Origin of the sequence: Acinetobacter sp. YH12211 (assembly GCF_013418015.1) — a bacterium.
In the GTDB taxonomy this organism is placed as follows: Bacteria; Pseudomonadota; Gammaproteobacteria; order Pseudomonadales; family Moraxellaceae; genus Acinetobacter; species Acinetobacter towneri.
The window spans coordinates 26,149-48,139 of the sequence record NZ_VPCW01000015.1 but is presented as its reverse complement, the minus strand read 5'-3'; the positions used below and the strand labels follow the sequence as shown (position 1 = coordinate 48,139).

31 protein-coding genes are annotated in these 21,991 nt (G+C 42.9%); 6 read left to right on the top strand and 25 right to left on the bottom strand.

Translation table 11 applies throughout. From position 1 onward, the window contains the following. Positions 1 to 15: 15 nt before the first annotated feature. The 25 genes from FTU98_RS08995 to FTU98_RS08875 form a co-directional block, all read right to left on the bottom strand. A complete protein-coding gene (locus tag FTU98_RS08995; protein WP_180051243.1) occupies positions 16 to 1,389 on the bottom strand; it encodes an SUMF1/EgtB/PvdO family nonheme iron enzyme in 1,374 nt (457 codons plus the stop codon). A 16-nt stretch (positions 1,390 to 1,405) separates the two neighbouring features. Beyond that, a complete protein-coding gene (locus FTU98_RS08990; protein ID WP_180051240.1) occupies positions 1,406 to 1,978 on the bottom strand; it encodes a hypothetical protein in 573 nt (190 codons plus the stop codon). 5 nt (positions 1,979 to 1,983) lie between these two features. Next, positions 1,984 to 2,640, bottom strand: a complete 657-nt coding sequence (locus FTU98_RS08985; RefSeq protein ID WP_180051238.1) for a DUF6682 family protein — start codon at positions 2,638 to 2,640, stop codon at positions 1,984 to 1,986. Between the two features lie 10 nt (positions 2,641 to 2,650). Beyond that, positions 2,651 to 3,211, bottom strand: coding sequence for a hypothetical protein (locus FTU98_RS08980; RefSeq protein WP_131261849.1), 561 nt, complete (start codon positions 3,209 to 3,211; stop codon positions 2,651 to 2,653). 69 nt (positions 3,212 to 3,280) lie between these two features. Continuing rightward, entirely contained in the window at positions 3,281 to 3,730 is a 450-nt protein-coding gene (locus FTU98_RS08975) for a hypothetical protein (RefSeq protein ID WP_180051235.1), read from the bottom strand. A gap of 59 nt (positions 3,731 to 3,789) precedes the next feature. Beyond that, positions 3,790 to 4,926, bottom strand: coding sequence for a N4-gp56 family major capsid protein (locus FTU98_RS08970; protein ID WP_180051232.1), 1,137 nt, complete (start codon positions 4,924 to 4,926; stop codon positions 3,790 to 3,792). 39 nt (positions 4,927 to 4,965) lie between these two features. After that, positions 4,966 to 5,982 carry a hypothetical protein gene (locus FTU98_RS08965; protein WP_180051229.1) on the bottom strand — a complete coding sequence of 339 codons (1,017 nt, stop codon included), beginning with the start codon at positions 5,980 to 5,982 and terminating at the stop codon, positions 4,966 to 4,968. A 67-nt stretch (positions 5,983 to 6,049) separates the two neighbouring features. Then, positions 6,050 to 8,335, bottom strand: a complete 2,286-nt coding sequence (locus tag FTU98_RS08960; RefSeq protein WP_180051226.1) for a hypothetical protein — start codon at positions 8,333 to 8,335, stop codon at positions 6,050 to 6,052. Beyond that, positions 8,335 to 8,763: a hypothetical protein gene (locus tag FTU98_RS08955; RefSeq protein WP_180051223.1), complete on the bottom strand. Its 429-nt coding sequence runs from the start codon at positions 8,761 to 8,763 to the stop codon at positions 8,335 to 8,337. Before FTU98_RS08955 ends, FTU98_RS08960 begins: the two co-directional genes overlap by 1 nt. Then, complete coding sequence (locus FTU98_RS08950; RefSeq protein ID WP_257220036.1) at positions 8,760 to 10,265, bottom strand: terminase large subunit domain-containing protein; 1,506 nt, start codon at positions 10,263 to 10,265, stop codon at positions 8,760 to 8,762. The genes FTU98_RS08955 and FTU98_RS08950 overlap by 4 nt, the downstream gene beginning before the upstream one ends. Continuing rightward, positions 10,225 to 10,929 (bottom strand): hypothetical protein, encoded by a 705-nt coding sequence (locus FTU98_RS08945; protein ID WP_180051220.1) that lies wholly within the window; start codon positions 10,927 to 10,929, stop codon positions 10,225 to 10,227. Before FTU98_RS08945 ends, FTU98_RS08950 begins: the two co-directional genes overlap by 41 nt. A gap of 72 nt (positions 10,930 to 11,001) precedes the next feature. After that, positions 11,002 to 11,529 carry a TIGR02594 family protein gene (locus tag FTU98_RS08940; protein WP_180051217.1) on the bottom strand — a complete coding sequence of 176 codons (528 nt, stop codon included), beginning with the start codon at positions 11,527 to 11,529 and terminating at the stop codon, positions 11,002 to 11,004. Then, positions 11,507 to 11,758 carry a hypothetical protein gene (locus FTU98_RS08935; protein WP_180051214.1) on the bottom strand — a complete coding sequence of 84 codons (252 nt, stop codon included), beginning with the start codon at positions 11,756 to 11,758 and terminating at the stop codon, positions 11,507 to 11,509. Before FTU98_RS08935 ends, FTU98_RS08940 begins: the two co-directional genes overlap by 23 nt. After that, entirely contained in the window at positions 11,751 to 12,197 is a 447-nt protein-coding gene (locus FTU98_RS08930) for a hypothetical protein (protein WP_180051212.1), read from the bottom strand. Before FTU98_RS08930 ends, FTU98_RS08935 begins: the two co-directional genes overlap by 8 nt. Before the next feature lie 47 nt (positions 12,198 to 12,244). Then, positions 12,245 to 12,727, bottom strand: coding sequence for a hypothetical protein (locus tag FTU98_RS08925; protein ID WP_180051209.1), 483 nt, complete (start codon positions 12,725 to 12,727; stop codon positions 12,245 to 12,247). Continuing rightward, the gene (locus FTU98_RS08920; RefSeq protein ID WP_180051206.1) at positions 12,724 to 12,957 is read right to left on the bottom strand and encodes a hypothetical protein; all 234 of its coding nucleotides are present in this window, start codon (positions 12,955 to 12,957) and stop codon (positions 12,724 to 12,726) included. Before FTU98_RS08920 ends, FTU98_RS08925 begins: the two co-directional genes overlap by 4 nt. Next, the gene (locus tag FTU98_RS08915; RefSeq protein ID WP_180051203.1) at positions 12,950 to 13,462 is read right to left on the bottom strand and encodes an MW1434 family type I TA system toxin; all 513 of its coding nucleotides are present in this window, start codon (positions 13,460 to 13,462) and stop codon (positions 12,950 to 12,952) included. Before FTU98_RS08915 ends, FTU98_RS08920 begins: the two co-directional genes overlap by 8 nt. A gap of 353 nt (positions 13,463 to 13,815) precedes the next feature. Then, complete coding sequence (locus FTU98_RS08910; protein ID WP_180051200.1) at positions 13,816 to 14,247, bottom strand: hypothetical protein; 432 nt, start codon at positions 14,245 to 14,247, stop codon at positions 13,816 to 13,818. 405 nt (positions 14,248 to 14,652) lie between these two features. After that, positions 14,653 to 14,853, bottom strand: coding sequence for a hypothetical protein (locus FTU98_RS08905; protein ID WP_180051197.1), 201 nt, complete (start codon positions 14,851 to 14,853; stop codon positions 14,653 to 14,655). A gap of 254 nt (positions 14,854 to 15,107) precedes the next feature. After that, positions 15,108 to 15,710: a hypothetical protein gene (locus tag FTU98_RS08900; protein ID WP_180051194.1), complete on the bottom strand. Its 603-nt coding sequence runs from the start codon at positions 15,708 to 15,710 to the stop codon at positions 15,108 to 15,110. Beyond that, positions 15,710 to 16,276, bottom strand: coding sequence for an endonuclease domain-containing protein (locus FTU98_RS08895; protein ID WP_257220035.1), 567 nt, complete (start codon positions 16,274 to 16,276; stop codon positions 15,710 to 15,712). Before FTU98_RS08895 ends, FTU98_RS08900 begins: the two co-directional genes overlap by 1 nt. A 1-nt stretch (position 16,277) precedes the next feature. Further along, positions 16,278 to 16,916, bottom strand: a complete 639-nt coding sequence (locus FTU98_RS08890; RefSeq protein ID WP_180051191.1) for a hypothetical protein — start codon at positions 16,914 to 16,916, stop codon at positions 16,278 to 16,280. Positions 16,917 to 16,918: 2 nt separating this feature from the next. Further along, the gene (locus FTU98_RS08885) at positions 16,919 to 17,599 is read right to left on the bottom strand and encodes a hypothetical protein (RefSeq protein WP_131261870.1); all 681 of its coding nucleotides are present in this window, start codon (positions 17,597 to 17,599) and stop codon (positions 16,919 to 16,921) included. Next, complete coding sequence (locus FTU98_RS08880; RefSeq protein WP_180051189.1) at positions 17,596 to 18,063, bottom strand: hypothetical protein; 468 nt, start codon at positions 18,061 to 18,063, stop codon at positions 17,596 to 17,598. Before FTU98_RS08880 ends, FTU98_RS08885 begins: the two co-directional genes overlap by 4 nt. After that, positions 18,050 to 18,355 (bottom strand): hypothetical protein, encoded by a 306-nt coding sequence (locus FTU98_RS08875; RefSeq protein ID WP_180051186.1) that lies wholly within the window; start codon positions 18,353 to 18,355, stop codon positions 18,050 to 18,052. The genes FTU98_RS08880 and FTU98_RS08875 overlap by 14 nt, the downstream gene beginning before the upstream one ends. A 153-nt stretch (positions 18,356 to 18,508) precedes the next feature. On the opposite strand from FTU98_RS08875, the gene FTU98_RS08870 reads away from it, so the two are divergent. From FTU98_RS08870 to FTU98_RS08845, 6 genes are all read left to right on the top strand, one after another. After that, a complete protein-coding gene (locus FTU98_RS08870; protein WP_131261873.1) occupies positions 18,509 to 19,222 on the top strand; it encodes a S24 family peptidase in 714 nt (237 codons plus the stop codon). 321 nt (positions 19,223 to 19,543) lie between these two features. Beyond that, positions 19,544 to 19,705 (top strand): hypothetical protein, encoded by a 162-nt coding sequence (locus FTU98_RS08865; protein ID WP_180051183.1) that lies wholly within the window; start codon positions 19,544 to 19,546, stop codon positions 19,703 to 19,705. Between the two features lie 11 nt (positions 19,706 to 19,716). Continuing rightward, a complete protein-coding gene (locus tag FTU98_RS08860; RefSeq protein WP_180051180.1) occupies positions 19,717 to 20,661 on the top strand; it encodes an ATP-binding protein in 945 nt (314 codons plus the stop codon). Beyond that, on the top strand, positions 20,661 to 21,401 hold the full coding sequence (locus FTU98_RS08855; RefSeq protein WP_180051177.1) for a putative quorum-sensing-regulated virulence factor: 741 nt from the start codon (positions 20,661 to 20,663) through the stop codon (positions 21,399 to 21,401). Before FTU98_RS08860 ends, FTU98_RS08855 begins: the two co-directional genes overlap by 1 nt. Beyond that, on the top strand, positions 21,398 to 21,592 hold the full coding sequence (locus FTU98_RS08850) for a hypothetical protein (RefSeq protein ID WP_180051174.1): 195 nt from the start codon (positions 21,398 to 21,400) through the stop codon (positions 21,590 to 21,592). The genes FTU98_RS08855 and FTU98_RS08850 overlap by 4 nt, the downstream gene beginning before the upstream one ends. Continuing rightward, positions 21,589 to 21,864: a hypothetical protein gene (locus FTU98_RS08845; protein WP_180051171.1), complete on the top strand. Its 276-nt coding sequence runs from the start codon at positions 21,589 to 21,591 to the stop codon at positions 21,862 to 21,864. The genes FTU98_RS08850 and FTU98_RS08845 overlap by 4 nt, the downstream gene beginning before the upstream one ends. Positions 21,865 to 21,991 lie beyond the last annotated feature (127 nt).

Below are 21,991 nucleotides of genomic sequence, written 5' to 3'. Positions count from 1 at the left end.
ATGACACAAAACAGATTACGGATTTACGAAAGCTGGACGCGCCCCGAAATGCGTGTACGCGTTCGAGCGGGCGTCAGTCAAGTAGAGAGCAAACACGCCCGCAATGGCAGCACTGTACCAAAAGCCGCCGCGGATGGGCGTACGCTCACCCGCATCAATTGTTTTCCAAAGTCCATCGCTATTAAATTTGGCTGTATCTTCAACTACTGGATATAAGCACAGTGCCTTTAAGCGAGCCAATGCAGCCGCGCTTACGGGTTTGGTTGTAGACAGGTTGCGGATCGCACCAAAGCTAGCACCATTAATTGTGTAGTCTGCTGTGCCGCTATTCGCAAATTTCACCGTACCAGCCGTTGTACCGTTGCCGTCTGGTGTGACTAGATTGCCTGTTACAGCATCTATTGCTTTCCATTGCGCTGACGTTGCTGACATATCAATTGTATGTAGTGCTGCGTTATTGTCTGCAACAACTTGAATTTCGCCATTTATTAAACGCATACCTGCGCTCCATTCCCAGACATTGCCTGCCAAATCCGCGATGCCGCTAGGCTTGCGGTTATGTCGCCATTCGACTGGCCCTGAGCCTGTCAATGTTCGCGCTGTGCCTGTTGTATTGCCTGGATCAAGTCCATCTTGTCTGCGTCCAATCAATAACGGATTTTCGGAGCTGCGTCCGTAATACGTGTTGCCAAACGGTTGTGTATCGTTTTTATAGCACTGCAACGCTACAGCCGACCATTCCGCATTTGTCATCAAGTGATGACCCGCACCACATGCGCGAGCGTATGTTGAGAAGTTGTCAAAATTGATTGATGCCGAAGGGTCTACATTTGGCAGACTTAATAACTCACCATTGACCAATTTTCCAAGATACGTGCCCACAAAGATTTCAGGCTTTTCTACACCGTTTACGATAAACGCTGGATGTATGCCGCTTAATGACGCATCAATCGTTGATAAATCAAACTTTTGAATGATGTTCATGTATGTCGGTTGACCCTTGGCTGTATATAGCACGGTCTGCTCACCACCAGATGCGGCTTCAACCGACTGGCGCAATGAGTCTTTGATTAGGATTGTTAAGCTGCTGGATGATGCAGAAATTGCGGCTGCTTGCTGCGTACTAACAGGTTTATCTGCGTCTGACGTATTGTTTACCTTGTCTAAACCCAAGTTTATACGTGCATTTGCTGCTGTGGTTGCACCAGTGCCACCATTGATGATTGGTAACGCTGTTGGTAATACCGAACCCGTACCACCATTATTTGAGCCACCTAATGCCTTATACACTTCAGTAAAGTTAGCATCCCATTTTGTGTTTACGGCGCGGTTCGTATCTCCACCCACACCCGAAGGCGCTGTGCCTGCATTAAAATTTTGCTTTGCCATTTTTTAATACCTAAAACTAAATATACTGCGGTCTAACGCGACCTTTGATTTTTGACATATTCAAGCCGTTATCGCGCATTGAAATGGCTTCTTGTAAGCCTTGCTGATACTTGAATAAATGCGCTTCTGCAGCGTTTGGCTGTGACCAATCTCTAAAAGGCTGCATTTGCAAGTGAGCCACCGCACCAGAAACGATATAGTCCTGAAAATACTCAACTAATAAATCTGGTATTTCCTCACTTCCTGCGCTTGGCATAAGCGACACAACTGGTTTAAAAGTGTCGCGTGCTGGTAGCTTGTTAAAATTTAAAGTGTTCGGAAAAGTGATGTAATGCTCTGGTTTTAACTCATAGTTACCTGTACGCCCATCAATACCCCAAACATGCACAATGGTTGTTTGTTCTGGGACTTCCAGCGTATAGCTCAATTGTTCTGGGATAACGGCGGTTTCTGGTACGTCATGCACCCACACGCGGGTTTCTTTGCAAAAATCTCGCGTTGTTTGTTGTAACGCGCTAATAATTGCGGGTTCAGGGCATGGCGAAACATGAATTGCTACCAACGCCACTAAATCATCATATCTCGCCATGATAATTAAACCCCTGTGGCTCTATTGGTTTCTGTGATAGGTGCCGAAAAACGGTCTACTGCAGGCTTCGCACCAAGTAATGACATGCCTGTGTTGTAATGCTGCATACCTTGACCTTGACCACCTTCACCAGATAGCAACTTATACAAGATAAATTCCTGCAATGGCTGCATATACACCATATCCACTGGCAATGGCTGAGATAGGTCTGTGATTTCCGTTGGCTGCGCTGAATATTCAATCTCTAGTTTTATGTTGGCCTGTGCTGGCGGGTACACATAAAACCATTTAGGACTGCGCTCATCAAACATATATTCTTTGATCGTATCCTTTGGTGCTTCTGCGTGCCAATTTGGAGCAATAGAGTCTAGGTCGCTGATATTCACTAGGCGTACTGCGCGGCCAATTGCGCCCTCTGCAGATAAGTTACGCACCACCTTCAACAAACGTAAACCATCGGCGGGTAAGTTTTGGCGTGTACCTGCAACACAAGTAAACTCATGCACTTTGGCTGTAGCATCTGGCCGCACCAAAGTTAAAATTGCTAAGGCTTGATTCAATGCTGACATAAGCAATGTTTCTGACCATGCAATTTTTTCTGAGTCGTTTAACTGTGTTGCCTGTACCCCATCAATAAGGGTCTGACAAGTAATTTGGCTCATGAATTATTCCTTAATTTGCTGCATCGCTAGCGTTGCGTTCTTCTTCGATACGCTCTTTTAAGATCAGGCGTGCAATTTCAGCCGCCGTTGTCGTGCCATAGTCAAAATCAAGCTCATAATGAGTCTGGGCATAGTCGGCTAAGTCCTGCTTTTGAGTAAGCTTGATGCCTAAGATTTCTTTAGTGAAGCGACCCAACCAGTCATTGCTCACATCATCAGCATTGACCGATAACAAGTCTGCAAAGTCATTGCGCGGGTCGTATTCGTCACGCTCTGGTTTTGGTGTCGGTACGGCGTAAGCTGGCTCATATTCTTGGTCGTGGAAATATGCGCGATATGCTTCTGGGATTTCTAAGAAACGGTCATAGTGTTCATCGTTAGGAACATTACAAACGTGTGGTGAGTCTGGGTCTGTCGGGTCAATCGGCTTAAAGTGATATTTTACTTTTCGTTTATTGTGAAAACCAAAATCAACCACTGTGCCATCTTTGCGGTGAAGGATACACTCGATAATATCATCGGCTTTTAAATCAATATCTGTGTTCTGTGGTGCTGCATTTTTCATTGTCATGGCGTGCTTTCCTATTTGTGATAGATAAATAAAAAAGAGGGGAGTTATCCCCTCTTTTCTTTTGGCCGATTAGTACGTGACTTGGCGATAACGATAAGTAAACGTCACGCCTACCTCTTGCCCCGCCGTAACGTCACCACCTGCAGCAACTTCTGCCACCAGATATAGGCCTTTGTCTGTGCCTTTGAATCTGATTGCATCTTTCGTCACAGTACCCGCTACACCGCCTGCAGTAGCAAGGCTAATTGCAGATGCTAGTGTTGTTTTTGCATCGGATGCAGCTAATCCTTCCGCTTGCACCACGTTCACTTTTAAACCTGTAATACCATCACTGTCTGCTGTGATTTCATCAATCGTATAACCTGCAGGTAATACGCCTAATACAAGCTGGTCTGTAGCCGCTAAGGTTGCACCGACTGCAAAAACGATAGCGCAACGATGACGCATTAACATACCGCCGTGTGAGTTTGTTGGTAGGCTGCTCATGCCTTCGTGTGATTCTGAAAAATATTGAGCCATGTTTGACTACTCCAAAAAATGAATAAGAAAAACCCGCCATTTACGGCGGGTTGTGTTCGTTATGCTGGTTTTTTCGCTGCAGTATCTACGGCGTATGAGTTCACATCCTGACCGTTGAAGCGTGGGCGTTTTGCGTTGAACATCATGCGGCCCGAAATAGCCTGTTTGTTGTCGTCCACATCGGTTTTTTTCTCTGTCCAGTCTGCACGAAGGTTAGCAGATGAAGCGTTACCGAAAGCCAATACAAGTGCTTGGCGGCCCATGAATGACGCACGCGCTGATTGCACGTTACCTGATGCGCCGTATGTATCATCCAATACAACATGCTTATGCTTTTTGAAGTGTACGCCGCGATAGTTACCTAAATTCTGCTTAAAGATAGGTGATTTCATACCTTCCGCACCTGCTGCTGCTTTTTGAATGTCTAACCAGCCAGAAGTACCAGTATCAGTACGCAAGTCATGCTCTTGGTATGGGTGTAACAGCATGATATAGGCATCTTCGCCGTTTTTATCTAACGGCGTTAAGCGTACCTTTTTATCTGCGTCACCGCCTTCTGTGGTCGCCTTAACGATAAGCTTATCAATCAAGCTTAAAGTCATGGTGTCTTGGTCGGTTAAAGACTGCTTAGATGTTGCTGCACCACCATATACAATGTGATCTGCGTCATAATCTTCAAACTCATGCGTATCTTTCACTGCATAGTTTACGTTTTTCGCCAATACGAAAGGGTTAATACCGCGTTTACCTGCCAAGTTGGTGAAGCAAGTTTGGTCTAAGAATTGTGAAAACCATTCTGTAAGCTTTAAACGCGCTACTGCACGCTGGTCGTTCACAGTACGCTTGTTGGTCATACGGCCACCAACATCAACACCTTTACGCACCTGATTGATACTGATTTCATCGGTATAAGAATCAAGTGATTCTAAGTTACCTTCTAGGTTGTCATCACCAAAGGTTCCGCGACCTGTAAGCTGCATGTAAATATCAAACGATACCGTGTCGCCTTCAGACTTGGTTAAGTCATTCATAACGACAATAGGCGCGTTTGCCATTTCTGCACCTTTATCAGTGCGGTGTGCATTTTCGATAAGGTTTTTAGCTACCCACGATTTTGCAATCGTAGAGTTAAACATCGCCCCGCCAAAATGCTTTTTAGCCAATGGTGAGCCGAAAGGGATATTAGTTGAAGCCATAATAGCTACTCCTAGATGATTTAAAGATTAAAAAACTGTTTAGCCAAAGAAAAACGCGTCTTGCTGTTCTTCACTTAGCTTTGAAATTGCTTGCTCGTACTCAACACCAGACAATTTGCGGATATATGCAAAAGGGTCGTCTGCTGGTACTTCTTTGACGTTCATTTGTGATAAAGATGCAGGTACATTGCTGTTTTCATGTCGTGGTTTTGCTGGCTTATTTTGTTTTGATGCTTTAGGCGTGTAAGGCTTATCGCGCAATTCAGGAACGTGGAAAGACAACTGATTGCGTACAGACTGTAAAATCTGCTTATTGTTTAAGCCTTCAAATACGCCAGAACTACCCATTGAAGCCAGCAACTTGTCAAACTGTTCAGCAATATGCGGATTTGAGCCGATAACCTCATTCGCTGGGTCGTCTAAAAACTCAATTAGCTCATTGCGCCACGCATTACGGCGTGTATCCTGATATTCAGATATTTTGCTATTGGCTTCGCTACTGACTTGCTGTAGCTCGCCTTCTGCTTTTTCGTACAGTCTTTCGTTACGGCGTAATTCACGCTCAAGTTCAAGCTTTTGTACGTCATACTTGCCCTGTGAGATTTCGCCTTCATCGTATTGTTCGGCAAGTTCGCGTAATTTATTTAGCGTATCATCAACATTGCCCTGCGCTTCTTGTAGTCGCTGCTCGGCATCATCTAATTGCGCTTGAAAGTCTGGTAAAGGCTCAGGCTCTTGTTCCTGTTCCTGTTCCTGTTCCTGTTCAGGCTCTTGTTCGATTTCATTTTCGGCTGGCTCGCCTTCTTCACCTGCTTCTTGTTTCGCCGTATCTTCTGGATTTAATAATTCATCCAGAAATTCATCGCCTACTTCTAAATCCTGATTGCCTTGTTCTTGCTCTTTTTTAATATCTTCAAGTGATACCTGTTCTTCGTCTGCTTCGGTTTTTAACTCGTCTGAATTTTCATTGATTGCATCAAGCTTGGCTAACTCGGCTTTTTCTTCATCCGTGTATTCAAACTCATTTAAAGTATTTTCGTCATTGATTTCTGACATTTGGGTAACTCCGCTTCGGTATAGGCATAAAAAAAGCCTTCGTAAGAAGGCTGGCTACATTTCTTATTTAAAAGGGTTGCTGCTCTTGTGCTTGCTGCATATCAGGCATGACCGCCTGTTCTTGCTGCTGCATCATTGCGGCTTGTTCTTGTGCTTGTTGCTGCTCCATTTGCTGCTGTTGCTGCATCATGGCTTGCTGCTCAAGCTGCTGCTGGTCTGGTTGCGCCGTTGGCTCTGGCTCTGCCAAGTTAAGCAATGAGTCTAGGTTCTCAATTAACTGATCGACCACTGGTAACGCGCCGTGATTTTGTACTGCAATGCTGCCTGCTTCCATTCCAGACTTGAGCGTGTTCAATTTTTCAAATACGTTTCTGACTTTCAGCAATTCAGCATCCATCACAGCCTTAGCCGCTTTAGCTTCTGTTTCTGCAATCTTCGCCGCACGCTCTTTCATTTCAAGCTCAATGGCCTGCTGTTGTTGCTGCGCTTGCTGTGCCTGCTGCTCTTGTTCCTGTTTTTCACGCTGCATCCGTTCTTCTTCCGTTTCATTTAACGGCGGCATACCAGATGCCTTGCGTAAACCATCAATTAAACGGTCTTTATCTGGTAAATCCTGCAGTTCAATTGCGCTGGTCATCATGGCAACGGCTAAAGTCGGGTTGCCTGTGTGCTGTGCTATCGTTGCTGCCGATGCTAATAGCTGCTCTGACAAGGCTTGTCGCATGGTTGTTCTGTAGTCGCGCTCTGATACCACAAAATCTGATTGTGTTTTTGTAATATCTGTTTCAGGTTCGGCTTCATCATTGATTTTGGCAAACTCGATTTTGTCTTTTAGGTTGTCTGCAGTAATCCTGAATTGAAATGGCTTGTCATAAAACTGTTCCATCAAGCTAAGAATAAGCTCACCTTCTAATTTTCGCGCCAAGCTGTGCATATCGGATAACACGGTAGATATAATTGTGCCTTGTTCCTGCCTTGCTTGAATCGCAATGCCAGAAGTGGCGTTGGTATCCATACCCCTGTTTTCGCCTGTTACGCCTGAAATTTGACGTATGTACGCGCTATTCTGCTCACCTACGTTTAATTGCGTGTTTGCTCTGTCCTGCCCTTCTTGAATCTCAAACTTTTTATTTTGATTGATTTCAACAATGGCATCCCAGCGTGCAACTTCGTTTGCTAATTCCTCTTTATCATCTACCGCGCCCTTTTCCATAACTACGCGCACCGATGAAAGCATGTGCAATGCTTTGTTACGGCGTATGTTTAAATCGCTCTGTGGGTCACGTACAGAACGAATAACGCCGTATGGTGTGCCTTCACGGTCTTTTAAATACGCATAACGGCGCACAAACGGAAAACGGTTGTGCTTATATGGGGATTTTTGTCGGTAAAGTACCGTGTCATCCGTGTACATAGCGCAATACATTTGCTGGCGGGTAACTTCTGCTGTTCTAAAGCCGTAATGCTGGATTAAAACTTGATGATCTGGGTTCTTTGGGTCGTACACTTCATTGTTGTATGAGCCTTCACCACGTAACAACTGCACGCGCTCACTTTGCTTGTACCACATTTCATAAACCTTAACCCCATCCCTGTCGCCTGAGCCGTTCATGTCAAAGCTTAATGAGCCAGTGCGAAGGTGTCGTTCATTGCTAGAAGGGTCAAGGCTGGTTAGCGATTCATCCAGTAAGTCTTGCTCTAAAACGTCCATATCATCACTGATATTAATTAATTCCGCTTCTTTTTCAGGGAAATAACTAATCAGCGTTTGTAAGTCTAGGATTTTCACACGCCAGATATACTGCATATCAGTCATATCACGGCGGCGGCTCTTAGAGTCGGCCAACATATAACGCCAATGCTCATGTTGGAACATAATTTGAAAATCACCATCCTGATTAGGTAGGTATTCAATCGCTGTCCAGCCTTCGCCGCATTTAGTCATATCGCTAAATGCTTCTGACCTGTGCCAATTCGCATTGTTAATATCATCAATGTACTTGGCCAGTTTTGATTTTCTAATACTTGGCTCTGAGTCATCTTCTGTACGCGGCAAAATAGCCCAATCCGTTCTAACGCGCCGTTCACCGCCAAGCAACCAATCTACGGTAGGCTTGATTTCATTGAACACACGCGCTTTTTGGTTACGCGCTTCATATTCCTGTAGTTCTTCATCACTAAATTGATCACCATCGTAAAATGCTGCATCAATAGCGCGTTCTGTACGTGATTCTGCCTGTAAGTCTAACTCACGCTGATATAGACCATGCGCCCATGCCAAAAATTGACCATCATCACTTTTCAAAAAGTCTTGATCTAAATTGGCCTTTAAGCCTGTTTCATTTACTGCCATTACCGAGCATCCAAAATAATCTCATCGTTTACAGTGATCAAAGCCTGTGATTGCTCAATCAATTTTTGCTGTTGTTTCCATAGCTTCATTTGATCTTCTGGTGGGTGCATCACTAGCTCGTCCGTATAATCCAGCAATAAATCAGCCATTTTATGCAAATTGTCTTTATCAACTGAGCCGAACAATCGCTGTACTGCATCAAACGCCATTTGTAATAGCTCTTGTGTGTCTAATACGGCGTGCATGTTTTGTCTGAGAATTAAATGACTACGGCCAACACCAAACGATCTACGCGCTAAAATCAAAGCTGCATCATCCACTGGTTCCTGACCATTTTCGCGGATAGTCACATTAGCAATCATGGCGCGTACACCAAACTTATCTCTTACGTGTAATTCTTTTAAAACGCCGTACTGCACATGAATCACAGCTTGCTTCTCCTACGCTCTTGTCTGGTTTTTAAAATTGGCTCTGTAACGGCGTAACGCAACATCATTAGCGCATAGCGTGATGCGTCCATGTAGTCATCCTTGCGCTTAACGATCTTGCCGTTCTCGCGGTGATACATGCGCCGTTCTTCAATCCATTTGACACAATGCTTAAATACTTTGAGTTTTCCTTGCTGCATACGTGTGAGCATCATCATCAAGCCTGCTTCTACACTGTTTGAACCATCTTCAAACGTGGCTCGTTCTGCAGTCATATTTACGCCTTGCTTCACGTACTGTTCGCGCATTTGCTCGCCGCCACCCTTATCGTGCTGCAATCCATCATGCGGGAAGGCTACTGGTGCGAAATGACACAATGCTTTGATGTGTGGTGCATGTTCAATAGGCGTTCTCTTAGATGCGCCGTATTCATCCACCAGATAAACAATGTCATTGTCCCTATCCCACGCAAGGTTGATTGCTGCTGTCGGGTGGTCCCAGCCAAAGTCCATGCCTGTGAGTCTTGCCCAATGCTTAGGAATAACAAACGGCTCAATGACAATATCAGACTCTTTAATTGGGAAAATTAAGCCTGAGCCTGCATACGGAATACCTTTTGAACGTGCTTCATGCTCATGTTCTGGGAAAATTGCCAATAAATCAGCTTTGTCTTTCTCTGTTAAGTGCGGTGCATCATCCCAGCCCGCTTGAATTAACAGATTGATTCCCTCATCAGACTTTTTGATGAAGTCGTCCACCATTTCCGTTGTACCTTCCAACGGCGTGAACGTCACCATGACAATGCCTTGTGTGGTCGCTGTTCGCGTTACACACTCGGTATAAATCCACTGTTCTGGTTCTTCATCTAGCCATATCCAGTGTCGTTCCGTTCCTTCAAACGCGCCACGCCCTTGTTGATATGACTTTAAGCCGATACTCGACCATTCGCCCGATACGTGTTTGACACGTACAAAGTCAATTAAATCTGCTACGCCTTGTTTCCAGCGTATCGACTTTCGATCTACTAAATGCTTTGGGATAACGCCTGTGCAATCTACGGTTTTTTTTCCGTTGATATACACCACATTACCGAAAAGCTCTTTCTGGATAATGTCGCGTGTGGTTTCGTTGGTTTTACCAGCTACCCAACCATCCGTTTTAGTATTAAATCGCTTACATCCGTTTTCTTCTGTCCACCAATCTGGATATAAGCCTGTTGCGTGCAAGCTGCCTTCATACGCGCCTGTAACGGTTTTACCTACACGGTTCCCCGCCATAAACAAACGCGCTCTATACGCCGTACCGCCCTGAAAGAATTGCATGTGCTTCACGTATTCATGCCGTGATAGCTCGCCTTCTTCTGGGAATAACTTGTATAGCTTGTATGTGAGCCTTAACTCGTACTCTTTAATCAATTTTAAAAGCCGTGTTTTGGCTTTTTTATCCAGTTTGGATAAGACTTTAAACTGAGAGTCCGCCGATAAGCTTCTGAAGTTCTGCATCCAGCTCAATGTCTGTGAGCTGTTCAACATCATCAACTTGCTTCTCTCCTTTGCGTATCATCTCAATCTCAACTTTTATTTTGCTGGATTGCAGTAATTGACGTTCTAAATTGGCTATAAGTGTTGTTAGCCGTATAAATTCGCCTGTTAGGTCACGGCGTTGGAACGTCCTTTTACGCTCAAATACCTCAGATTCCCCACTTTGATCTGGGTCATCCATAAAAATATAATCTTCATCCCCATCTGGGTCGTATTCTTCGCCAGCCTGTTTCGCACTTTTTACCAATGCTTTAAGAAAATCCTTTTTTTCCTTATTTTTTTTATGATCTCCCTCGTCTTGAACAATGGTTTTTTCCTCTACCTTGTCCAAAATTGGGTTGTCGCCGTATTTCCGCATAATCTTTAGCAGGTTAAGTAGTTGTAACCTCGCTATTGCAAGCTCATTTTCAATTGAGCCTTGCATTTGCTTTGCTTCGTCTATCTCACTATCTGTAAACAGCTTGGAGTAAATGCCATGCTTCAGTGCATTCTTATTGCCTTTTGGCGCACCCTTTGATGCGCCGCCATGCAATCTACAACGGCCTGTACCGATATGATCAGTACCATGCCCCGCCTGTAGCTGACATTTACCCCCTGCTCTTGTTTTCGCACCACATTTTTTCATCTGCTGTGCTACTCACAAAATAAAAAAGACCGCAACGGACAGTTAGAGAGCAATTGCTCACGGTCAAACTGGTTATGCTTCATTCGTACTAACCTTGCCATTGCTATTGAGCAACGGAAGGTTATAGCGCGAAGCATTTGGAAGCTTTTGCGTCCCGCACCAGCGATAGGCCAGTACGCGACTTGTGGAAAACGGCATAATATTTACGGCGTTGGACTGATTTCCGCCCAAAACCATGATATTTCCACGACTATCTTTGCCAACGACAAAACCAACATGGCCACCACCATTACGGCTGAATACAACAATTGCGCCGTATGCTGGTCTGTTGAGTGATGTACCCATACTCGCCCACTCTTTAGCGCGATAAAACGCCTTTGGAATGTGCTTGTCTAAGCCTGCTCTCGCCATGCAATACGCCGTAAACGCGCCGCACCATGCTGTTTCATCGTCATTAATCCACTGTTTTTGCTTTGTGGCCTGAAAACCAAGCTGCCACATCGCTAGAATCAATGGATTGTGCTTTGAGCCTTTAATTTCATACGTGCCGATCTTTGCGCGGCCATTGGCCACCCACTCAAGTTCGGTTTGTGTAGTCATTAGTCGCCCCTAAATATTTGTATCGGTTCTGGTAGAGTCCATAGCTAAAGAAAAACAGCGCAATAACTACGGCGACCCATGAAAACCAGATATGAAAAATGCCCATCAGCGAAGCTGTGAGCATAGAAATAAAACCGTTCTGCGTTGCAAAGCATCGCTTAATTGGCAAGATAGTTATAAAACCAAAGATCAAGCCAATAAATATCCAACTTAATTGAAGTTTATCCATTGCCATTCCCCTTGCTTTGACCTATCCACTTGCTAATAAAGCTTTTAAGGGTTTGCATTGCGATAGGCATTAACTCAAATACCAAAGCTTTTAGACTCGGTATCGCCACTGGTGACACAAAAGACACGCCACCGACCCATAACGCATGAACAAGACTTAAATCTTTCTCACAAAAAACAAGATAGGTAAGTGCTGACACGCTGCCAAAGAATGAATAAATCAACTTTGCCATTGGCTTGGTCGGTTTAACGCCCTCTGGGTCGGGTGTTACGATTGAAGCTAAAGCACCTGCAAACATCATTACGCCGCAAAGTGCAAAAATTAGCTCCTGTGGATATTGGCTGACCGCCGTTTGTACTACTCCAGCATTTGCTTTTCGCGTGAGCGAAATAACTGGAATACTCACAATAACCGCCAGCCGTGTGATAAAGCCGAACATTATCATCCCCGATTAATAAAAAACTGTTGTATTCGGCTAAGGTTGTGTTATTGCGTATCTTCTGAGCCAGTGACTTGTTCTTTGCCTACAATTTCAAGTAGACCAACTTCACCCTTTGCTTCTGCAATACGATCTAAAAGAATCTGGTTATACATGCGCATGTGGAATTGCTGGCGGCTCATCAATACCCATTGCGTTTCGCTGATCATTTCAGGCTTTTGCTGTACGTTTAACGCCGTATCTAAAGCATTTAGCTTTTCCTGTAGTTCTGCCTGCTCATGCTCTAAACGCTCTAACCAAGTGTTGTACGGCGTATAAGACTTGTTAAATACATCTTCTGGCGACCATGAGATATAACCCTCATGTCTTGGGTCGTTTGATCTGCCACCATCGGCGTATTCAACCAGATAACCCATTTCGTCCTTTAAATGCCGCTCATCTTCTGGTAATTGCCAGCCGCGATAGTCGTTATACATAGTGCGAGTCATAGCAACTGCAGTCACTAATTTTTTGCCTAAATACTTGTTCATTTGATTTTTCTCAATACGTTATTAAAAAAGAAATAAAACACGGTCATATCAAAAATGGCGATTGCTACAAAAAAATAAGCCTTTGCCTGCTGTATGTACTCAATTGCCTGATATGCGCCGTGATATGTGGCTAATACGATTAAGCCTTGAATAATCACTATCCAAAGCAATAAAAATAAGAGTGTAGTCACGCCTGAAATGATTAAGGCTTGCTGTGTGCGCTTAGTCATTCGGCAATACCATCCAATCTTCTGCAAATAAATCCCCTGCGCTTGGAATCCAGCCCATGATGATTTGGTTCTGTGCATTTTTGAGTGTGATACACGGCGCAACTGTGGCTGTGCCGCCGTTTTTACGTGCAAAATCTGCGTTATGTGGCGACCAGAAATTGTCTGCGGCCACTTCTTTTGATTCTGGGCATGAAATAGAAAGCCATTGATCTGCGCCGTTCCAGCCTTTACGTGTAATACGCGCACCAGTTTTTAACAGTGTTAGTGCTGTGCTGAACGTGAATAGCTGCTCCAACGGTTTAATCCAGCCATTTTGAGCCGCATAATCAAAAACAATGTCTACGGCGCGTTTAACAGCAATATGCGGGTTTGTATCTGTTCCAGTCGCTACTGCATTGTCTTTAAGAACACAATGAGCGAAATAGCATTGTGCATCTTTGTTGTATTCGCTCTTAATTTCTTTAATGAAAGGCTTAACTCGGTCAATAATAAATTGTTCTATCATTTTGATTTCCAATAAAAAAAGCCCGATCTGCTGAGTCGGGCTTTATTTTGTTGAATGTCTTTTTTGCGCTGAGAAAATCCAACAAGGTCGCTGTTCATTTCAATTAGGGTTCAAAATGTCCAACTTAGGCAAAAATATACATAAACGCGGTTTATATATCAATACATTTCACTTATATTTATCATTATTCATTTATAAAGTGTTGCTGTTTTTTTATTTGAATATTCGATCAAATAAGAATACCATCTATGTTCTTGTAGCAGTCTTGCAACAAAGGCTAACCATTTTCGCACAAAAACCCCATATTCATTTATTTGCCTATGGGGTTTTTTCTTGGCCATTGTTGTATTTATCTAATTGTTTGAAAAAAGCTTAATCTGATTCTCAATTTTGTTTAGCCTTTGCACAATAGACTCAAGCTCACTGGTATCTGTGAACTGCACCTCTGCACCAGATTCAAATTTATGTGTGTTATTTATAAAAAGCTTGAACTGTTTATATTTCTGTTTATATAACTTGAGTAAGTCAATGTACTTATCTCTTAGCTTGTGCTGTTCTGCGTTAAGCAATCTGCAGTAACTATCATCCCCCATCACAAATAGAATCGGTATGCCCATGAATATGCGGCTGTCTTGTTCCTGTGCGCCGTAGCTCACCATTTCCTGCACGATCTTCAAGTGATATTGCGGTGACATTTCAATAGCCGACACATCAAAGCGACTCGCCTTAATCTCACTAATTAGTTTTTCAATCATTCTTATGCCCATTCCTAATACTTTTTGCATGTTAGACCTGCACAAAAAATCATGCTTGACATTTTGCTTCATGGGGTTGTTTCAAAAAACGCTAAAAACAACCCTGATTTTTTTGTGAAAATTAAATAAACACATGATTTTAAATGATAATTTACGGCGTTATGTTTTTGCATGAAAAAAGGCGCATTTCGCGCCTTAATTTTGGTACATTTTGCCAATCGCTATAGCTTATTCATCACCACCTTTAACATATTCAGGCAATAAAAAAGCCAGCGTCTTGCTGGCTCTGGTGTGCTGCCTTAATCAGAATAGGTTTATATTTAATGCGTTTGCCAGCAATGCTAAAGCTGTGCCAAAAACTAAACCTGCAGAAATTGACCACGCTAAACTTTTATCCATTTTTATATACCTGTACCCGAAAAGCACACTATAGCATTACGGCGTTATTTGAGCGCGTTGCAATATTGCTATGTTACGTTTACTGGTTTCTCTAATCGCATGTATGCGCTCTAAAACATCTGCAGGTATCGGATTATCCGTCATCATTATGTAGCCTTCGCATATATCCGCTAATGCTTCCGCTAAGTCATTCATGTACTGTGCATTGCTATACGCAACTTTGATTTGCTCACTCACTTGTATCTACTCCCGCAATTTGTATAACTTCCATCGTGTGACCTAAATTTCTGTAAAAATTCAAAATTCGCTCTATACAAAACTCATTCGCGCTTTCCCAGCGTAACGGCCTGCCATTTTCGTGATTTGTGTACGTGTAAACGCAATGCTTGCTCGCCTTATCGCCTTTCTTGTAATAGTTTCTAAGCTTGCCATTCTTGATGATTGCAACATCCGCACCTATCTTTTGGCCGTAGCTCAAAACTTTGTCTAAATCATAAGTCGTCATCAAACAATACCGCCGATTCTAGCCTTTTGTACGCTATTGCCTGCCTTCTGACTTTGTTTAGTTTTTCAGATAGCTCTGCTGCGATTTCATGCAATATTGACTCTATAAATTGATCATAGTAACCGCATGATTTTCTGTACCAGTCGCGGGTTAAATCACGGCGATGGGGAAAGCCGTATTGCACCTTCTCTGACCAGTTGTATTCCCGCGTACCTTTACCATTGCAATGCTCACACCTCTTAGCCGCTTTAAATCCTAAGCCATTACACACCTTGCACTTTCCGCGCGGGTTAAAATGAGCAAATAGAGCGGCCTTAGTCACACCATAGGCAAAATCCATTAATTTAACTTTGCGCGATTTAAACTCTCTTTTACGCATTTCTTGCATGACAAGCTGCTGTATATATTTGTGTAGCAACTCCATGTTGTGGGCTCTGCGCTGCTCAATCATGGCGTATATGTACCAGCTATGGTGTTCATCTAATAAAGCCAGCACGCCGCATAGGTCTGTCACATCAAGTAGCGGGGGATTCCCGCTAATCTTGAGTGATGCTGTTTTTGCATTTAAACGCGCAAATTGTTCAAGCATTACACCTTCCTTTCTGCTTTTACGATAACGTCTGGCGTTTCGCCAAAGTCGCTACTCATGTCCATTGATACAAGGTTATTCATTGCTACGCTTACGGCGGTATCAATCATGCTTTTGATTGAATCACTTGTTACTGTACCCGCTAATGCTTTTTTAACGGCGTTACGCTTGATCTGGTGGGCCGTGATAAAACGCTTAATATTCTGTATTGCTGCGCCATTGCTGACTTGTTCGGTTGTAAATGCAAGCCTGAAATAACCCAAAATTTGCGCTGTGTTGTATTTCATTAAATCTTTCGAGTAACCATCGTGTGTGGTGTGTCGGCTCTTTGCGCGTGTGCCGCCTTCTACTTCTACCAGTAGATTGTATTCAGGCAAGAAAAAATCTGCTCTGTGCTGGCTGTCTGGATTAAACTTAAATTCACGCTGGTATTTGATCTTATGCGCCTGCAGGTGCCGCGCCAGTGTTTCCTCACCAATGCTGCCCATTTGCGATAAAACTGCTTTTGTTTTTTGATTTGATTTTTGAACAAGCTTCTTTGCTTGTGCTGGTGTCATGCGTGCCATATTAATTCTGTTCCTCTTTTGTGTGTGGTGGATTGCTGCGTAACTTTAGAGATGGGTTGCCGCCCCTTGCTTTTCTGCCAATACTCGCTAGGTACGCATTACTGAATTGTGTTATCTGCTTCTTACGTTCCTCTTTTGAGCCGCCTTCTGTGTCTTTGGCTCTTGCCCTTAAATCTACTTCACATACCAGACAACAACCTTGATAGCGCGTTGTTACGCCATTTCGCCTGTGCATATAGCCTTGATGCACCATGTCACCATGCCTTTGACAAAATAAAATGGCGTATTTCTTGCCTTGACTGATTGCATGTTTATACGTGTCACGCTTACTGTGCTTGTTTTCATCGGGATGCAGGATTAAATCAAACAGTGCATAGTCTGAATAATCTATTCCGCGAATACGCTCAATTTTTGGCGGTTCTGGCTCTGGTTCCACAACTTCATAATTGCCTACAATGCCAGTGCCATGATTCAAAAAATCACAATTAAAGTTTTGCTCTAATTTTTGCGCTAGTGCTGTCTTAACGCCCTGCAGCAAATTGAGATAAGTAAACTTTAGCGCGTATAGCGTAATTTCCTCTTTGTGCTTGTCACGGTACAAAGCTGCCAATTCTTTAAAACGGTGGTATGGGATAACCATGTTTAGAATCTCCGCATCTGGCCTAGCAATTTGTACTGCTTAAATTCTTTTTCCTGCAGCCATGAATAAAACGGCGTTGTGCAACTTAGCTTTGCTTTGGCTTCAAACACTTCATAATCATCTGAATACTGACCATCCAGATTAATGTTCCATTCTTTTGTGACACCTTCCCATAAAGTTTTGAACACACCATCGCGCTTGAAATAATGCTTCCCCTTGTCTTTCCCTTGCATAAAGACTTCATAATTAATTGGGTCGCCAGCAAAGTCTTTAATATATGGTTCAAGTGTCACTATGTCGTCTGGATTATCAATGTGCCTGGCGCGGCTATGTATCTCAATTCTAAATTCTTGCGTTGGGTCAATTAGCTGCTTACGCAATGCGTAAATTAAATCGCCCTTATAAATCATGTCTAAGAGTTCAAGCGGCAAAGGGTCATCGCCAGATAGCGATATATTGTTCATTAAGCAATAAAGGTCTATTGTTGTATTTACATCGAAAATATCCCACTTCATTTCCAGATAGTGCTTATCGAGCCGCTTGTACTCTTTGAAATGGTCATATAAACCATCGACACCTTTGCTTGAAACGATTTGCTTAATGCTGTTTAGATTTAACTGGTCTTTCTTTGGCTTATATGGCTTCTTGCGGTTTTTTGGCTTGATCTTGTTAGCTTTACTCACAGTAAAAACCTCTCACAGTCTGCTAATTTCATGTTTTTGGCTAACCATGCTGCTTGTACGCGCTGCATAGGTGTTAGCCACTCTTGATGTGTATCTATTGATTGCTGGGTTAAATGATTGACACCCAAAACGTGTTTTGTCTGCTTGATATGCACGGCGTAAATATTTGATTGGCTTATGCGATCTGCGCAATTTAGACACGGCGCATAGGTCACAACGGCCTGCGCTTCATCTTCTGGTCTAAACGTATTGCGCTCTAATACGGCGTTTTCAGCGTGCTTAACATGCTTGTCGTGAATACCAGTTACACACCTGCATGGCATATCCTCACTGTGCTGATTCACACCAGCAGCTAAAATGCGGTGCTGATTAAACACAACAAAAGCCACTTTTCTTTTTTGGCAATTGCTTTTTCGTGCGATCTGCTCTGCAACGTACATAGCGATATGCTTAGTTGTAATCATATAAAGCCCATTCCCTGCTTTTAAAATGCGTCCATAGCTTTTCTATTTCCTTGTCTGTGGCTCTTGATGGAGTTCTTTGCAGCACTTTAAGGCGTGCTAGTGATATACCTGTGCGCTCTGAGTGGAATTTATGATGTGCTGAATAAAATAGTGACCTTTTAATTAGTCTTTCCGCTTTTACCCGCTCATCAATTGATGGGATTTGTGTTATTTCCCCGCCGTTTTCCAGATATTCCTGCATATCCTTCTCAAGCTGGGTTCGGTCTTTAGGTGGTCTTGCTGCGTAAATCATTTGCTTCACATTTCACACAAAAATAAAGGCGTAAAGTTACGCCGTTAGTTTAGAATATAACTGCATTTATATTTTTTCAATAGATATATTTATATTTGTTAATACACAACCAACAACTATAAGATTAAAGGGCGAAAATGGGAGTCCGTAAAAATGGTTGATAGAACTGTTAGAGATGCTGAAGCACGAAAGCTTAAAGAACTATACGAAGCTAAAAAAAGCCAAGAAGAATTAGAGGGAAATAGTTTTAATCAACAAACAATTGCTACCGAAGGCGGTTGGACACAGCCGAATGTATCGGCGTACCTGCGTGGTGTTGTTGAGATTAAAGAAGAAGCTGCCCTAGTTTTTGCGAAATGTCTTGAAGTACCTATTTCTGCCTTCAGCCCACGTATAGCAAATAGAATGTTACAGCGTGAGTTAATAGCTAAGAATCCTGCTACGATTAAGGCTAAAGTTACTCTTGTACCAAAGCTCAACGCTGCCACTCTGGATGCTGTTAGAGATAAACTTAAAGATACGAGCCTGATCATGCCAATATCGGAAGCAACAACCCCAATCAATAAACCATTATCAAACAATGCGTTTTCATTTGATCTAAGTGATAACTCCATGTCACCGAAGTATCAAGCTGGTACAAGCTTTGTGTTTGACCCAATGATTAAGCCATTACCAACCAATATAGTGATTGCTGCACACAAAAGCAGAACAGGTGAATACATCATAAGAGAATATTGCGTGAATGATGTTCTGGAAGATGGGCAAGATGTTTACGAGTTAAAGCCATTAAATACGGCGTTTCCGACCTTGCGTGATAACTACGAGGTGTTAGCTGTTGCGGTTGCTGTGGTAGATATGCTTATTTAGAGATTTGTACCATTCATCTCATTTTATAAACCCTATTTATCAAAATAGGGTTTTTTATTATCTGAAATAAATAAATATTCACTATTTGAAAATATTTTTAATAAAAATTTCTAAGTTTTCAATTTTTTATATAAGCGTATTGGTGCTTATTGGAATTAATTATAAATAAATATAAATAAAAGCTTGAAAGATATAAATGTATTTATGTATAGTGGGTGTGGAAATAAAAAAACCGAAGTCGGTTAAGACTTCGGCTTATTGAGCAATAAACGGCAATTTATATGCTCTGGCGTTCTATCCACACACAATAGGATTTCACAAATGAATCTTACCATACTCTTTCGCAATATTATTGCGTTCCTTCTTTCAACCATCGTTTCCCTTCTTGTTGTTCAAAAGGTTTTGGATACCCACGACTACGAAGAACAGCAGCGCATTGAGCGCGTAAACCAGCATCTTGAATCTGTTAAGTCTGGCAAGTAAGGGGAATCATCATGGCTTTAGAAATTATCTCACCGAATGAACCAATGCTAGTCAATGCAATCAAGGTTTATATATACGGCGACCCTTCAATGGGTAAATCATCACTCGGCATGACCGCGCGCAAAGCACTCATTATTGATGCAGATAAGGGTGCATATCGTACTGGCGCACTACGCCGCGCACCTGTGCAAATTGCTGAAAACTGGATTCAAGTTGCTAACCTCACAGAACAAGACTTAGAACCGTTTGACACCATTGTTATCGACACAATTGGCCGATTGCTTGAAATGGTACGCTCACACCTTGCCAATGACTCAAGAAATACAAAGGGCGACGGCTCCCTAAAACTAAACGTACAAGGTACGGCCAACAATATTTTCCAGACGTTTGTTAATCGCATGATTGGCTACGGTAAAAACGTGGTGTTTTTGGCTCACGCTACCGAAGATAAGGACGATGATCTAGTTATACGCCGACCAGACTTGGGCGGTAAAAACCGACAAGAGATTTATCGTCTGTCTGACTGTATGGCGTATTTCACATACGAAGCCAACCAAAAAGGCGGCTCTAACCGTGTGCTTAAATTTGGTTGGGGTGCCAACTATCACTCTAAAGACTGCGCCAATCTTGGCAATGTAAACGTACCAGACTTGGCTGATAACCCGACCTTTTTGGGCGATCTGATCGACTCCATCAAAACCCACTTAAACACACTCACACCTGAGCAGCGTAAATCCGTTGAAAGCGAACAAACATGGATTCATTTCATGCAGCTATGCAACGAAGCTCAATATGCCAGTGATATTAATAATCTCATGGAGCTAATGGCTGAGAACGTGGAGCATCCGCAATACCTAAATAAAAACATGTGGTACGCAATCCAGAAAGCGGCCAAAGATTTAAACATGGTCTATGACCAACAAAGAAAACGCTGGTTTGAAACGGAAGCACAATAATGAACTCAATAATCCTTGATACCGAAACGCACGAAATGAACGGCGTGCCTATTCAAATTTCCTATATCCCTTGTGGCTTTGTAGACGAACCTGCAGGAATTGAAGGCGAACAACCATCTAAACGATTCACTTTTGATTTAAGTAGCATGTTTGATGAATTGTTTAATACTGGCGGCCAGCCTATAGACTTTGGGTCTATGGCTGTTCACCACATCATTGAAGATGACTTGGTGGGTAAGCCGAATTACACAACCTTTCGCCTGCCTGCCAGCGTGATTTACGTTATTGGCCACAATATTGATTATGACTTAGCCGCGCTCTTAAAAGCTGGCGTGAACTGCAACCACATCAAGCCGATTTGCACGCTCAAGCTGGCGCGTCATTTCTACCCAAACGAAAGCTCACACAAGCTAGGTGCTTTAACTTATCGCTCTGCCAAAGACAAAAGCAAGGCGCGTGAAATGCTGAAAAATGCCCATGATGCGGCGGTAGATATTCATTTAACCGCACTACTGCTGCAAAAAATCATTGTTGAGCAAAATATTCAGTCTATCGAACAACTGTATGAATTAAGCAATGAAGCCAGCACGCCTAAATACATTCATTTTGGCAAGCATAAAGGAACCGCACTGGTGAACCTACCAGACGACTATGTGAACTGGCTTTTATCTAAAAACGATCTTGACCAAAACCTGCGCACAGCACTACTGAACCGCAAAGGCAATAAGGTGAAAGCATGAATACATATATCTTTGCATACACGGCGCGTATGTCGCCAAACGGAATTGTTAAGGGTCGCGTGGAAGCAACCAATGGTTATGACGCTGAACAACGTGTTCTACGCAATAACGGCTTGTATGACTCGGTATCGGTAAAGCTACTTAAAAACCAAGCTGCAGCACGTAATCAAAAATATGAGGTGTTGCCTTGAAAGTTTTAACCATGTCCGAACTGGTACACCAGAAAAAGGCATTAATCAAACGGCGGGAGTCTAACCCAAGCCTTGAAATGGCGATAAACGCCGAACTTGATTTGATTGAAAAAAAAATCATGTCTAGGGTAAATAAAAGTGATCAAAACTTTTTGCGCGTTTTTTATAAAACAGCAAAGGAGTATTTACCCTCTCATGTTTTCGCCAAAATCGAAGGTGTGGCTAGTACCAGACGACACCAGCACCAGTCCAGCAATCAGAAAGGCAATTAGTGATTTTCAATTCATCTACTTGCTGATCAACCAACTTAATGAAGCCGACTTTTCGGCTTCATGGGTAAACAACAAATACCAGTACCATGACTTACTGATAGAACAAGCATGGATAACTTACAAAAAC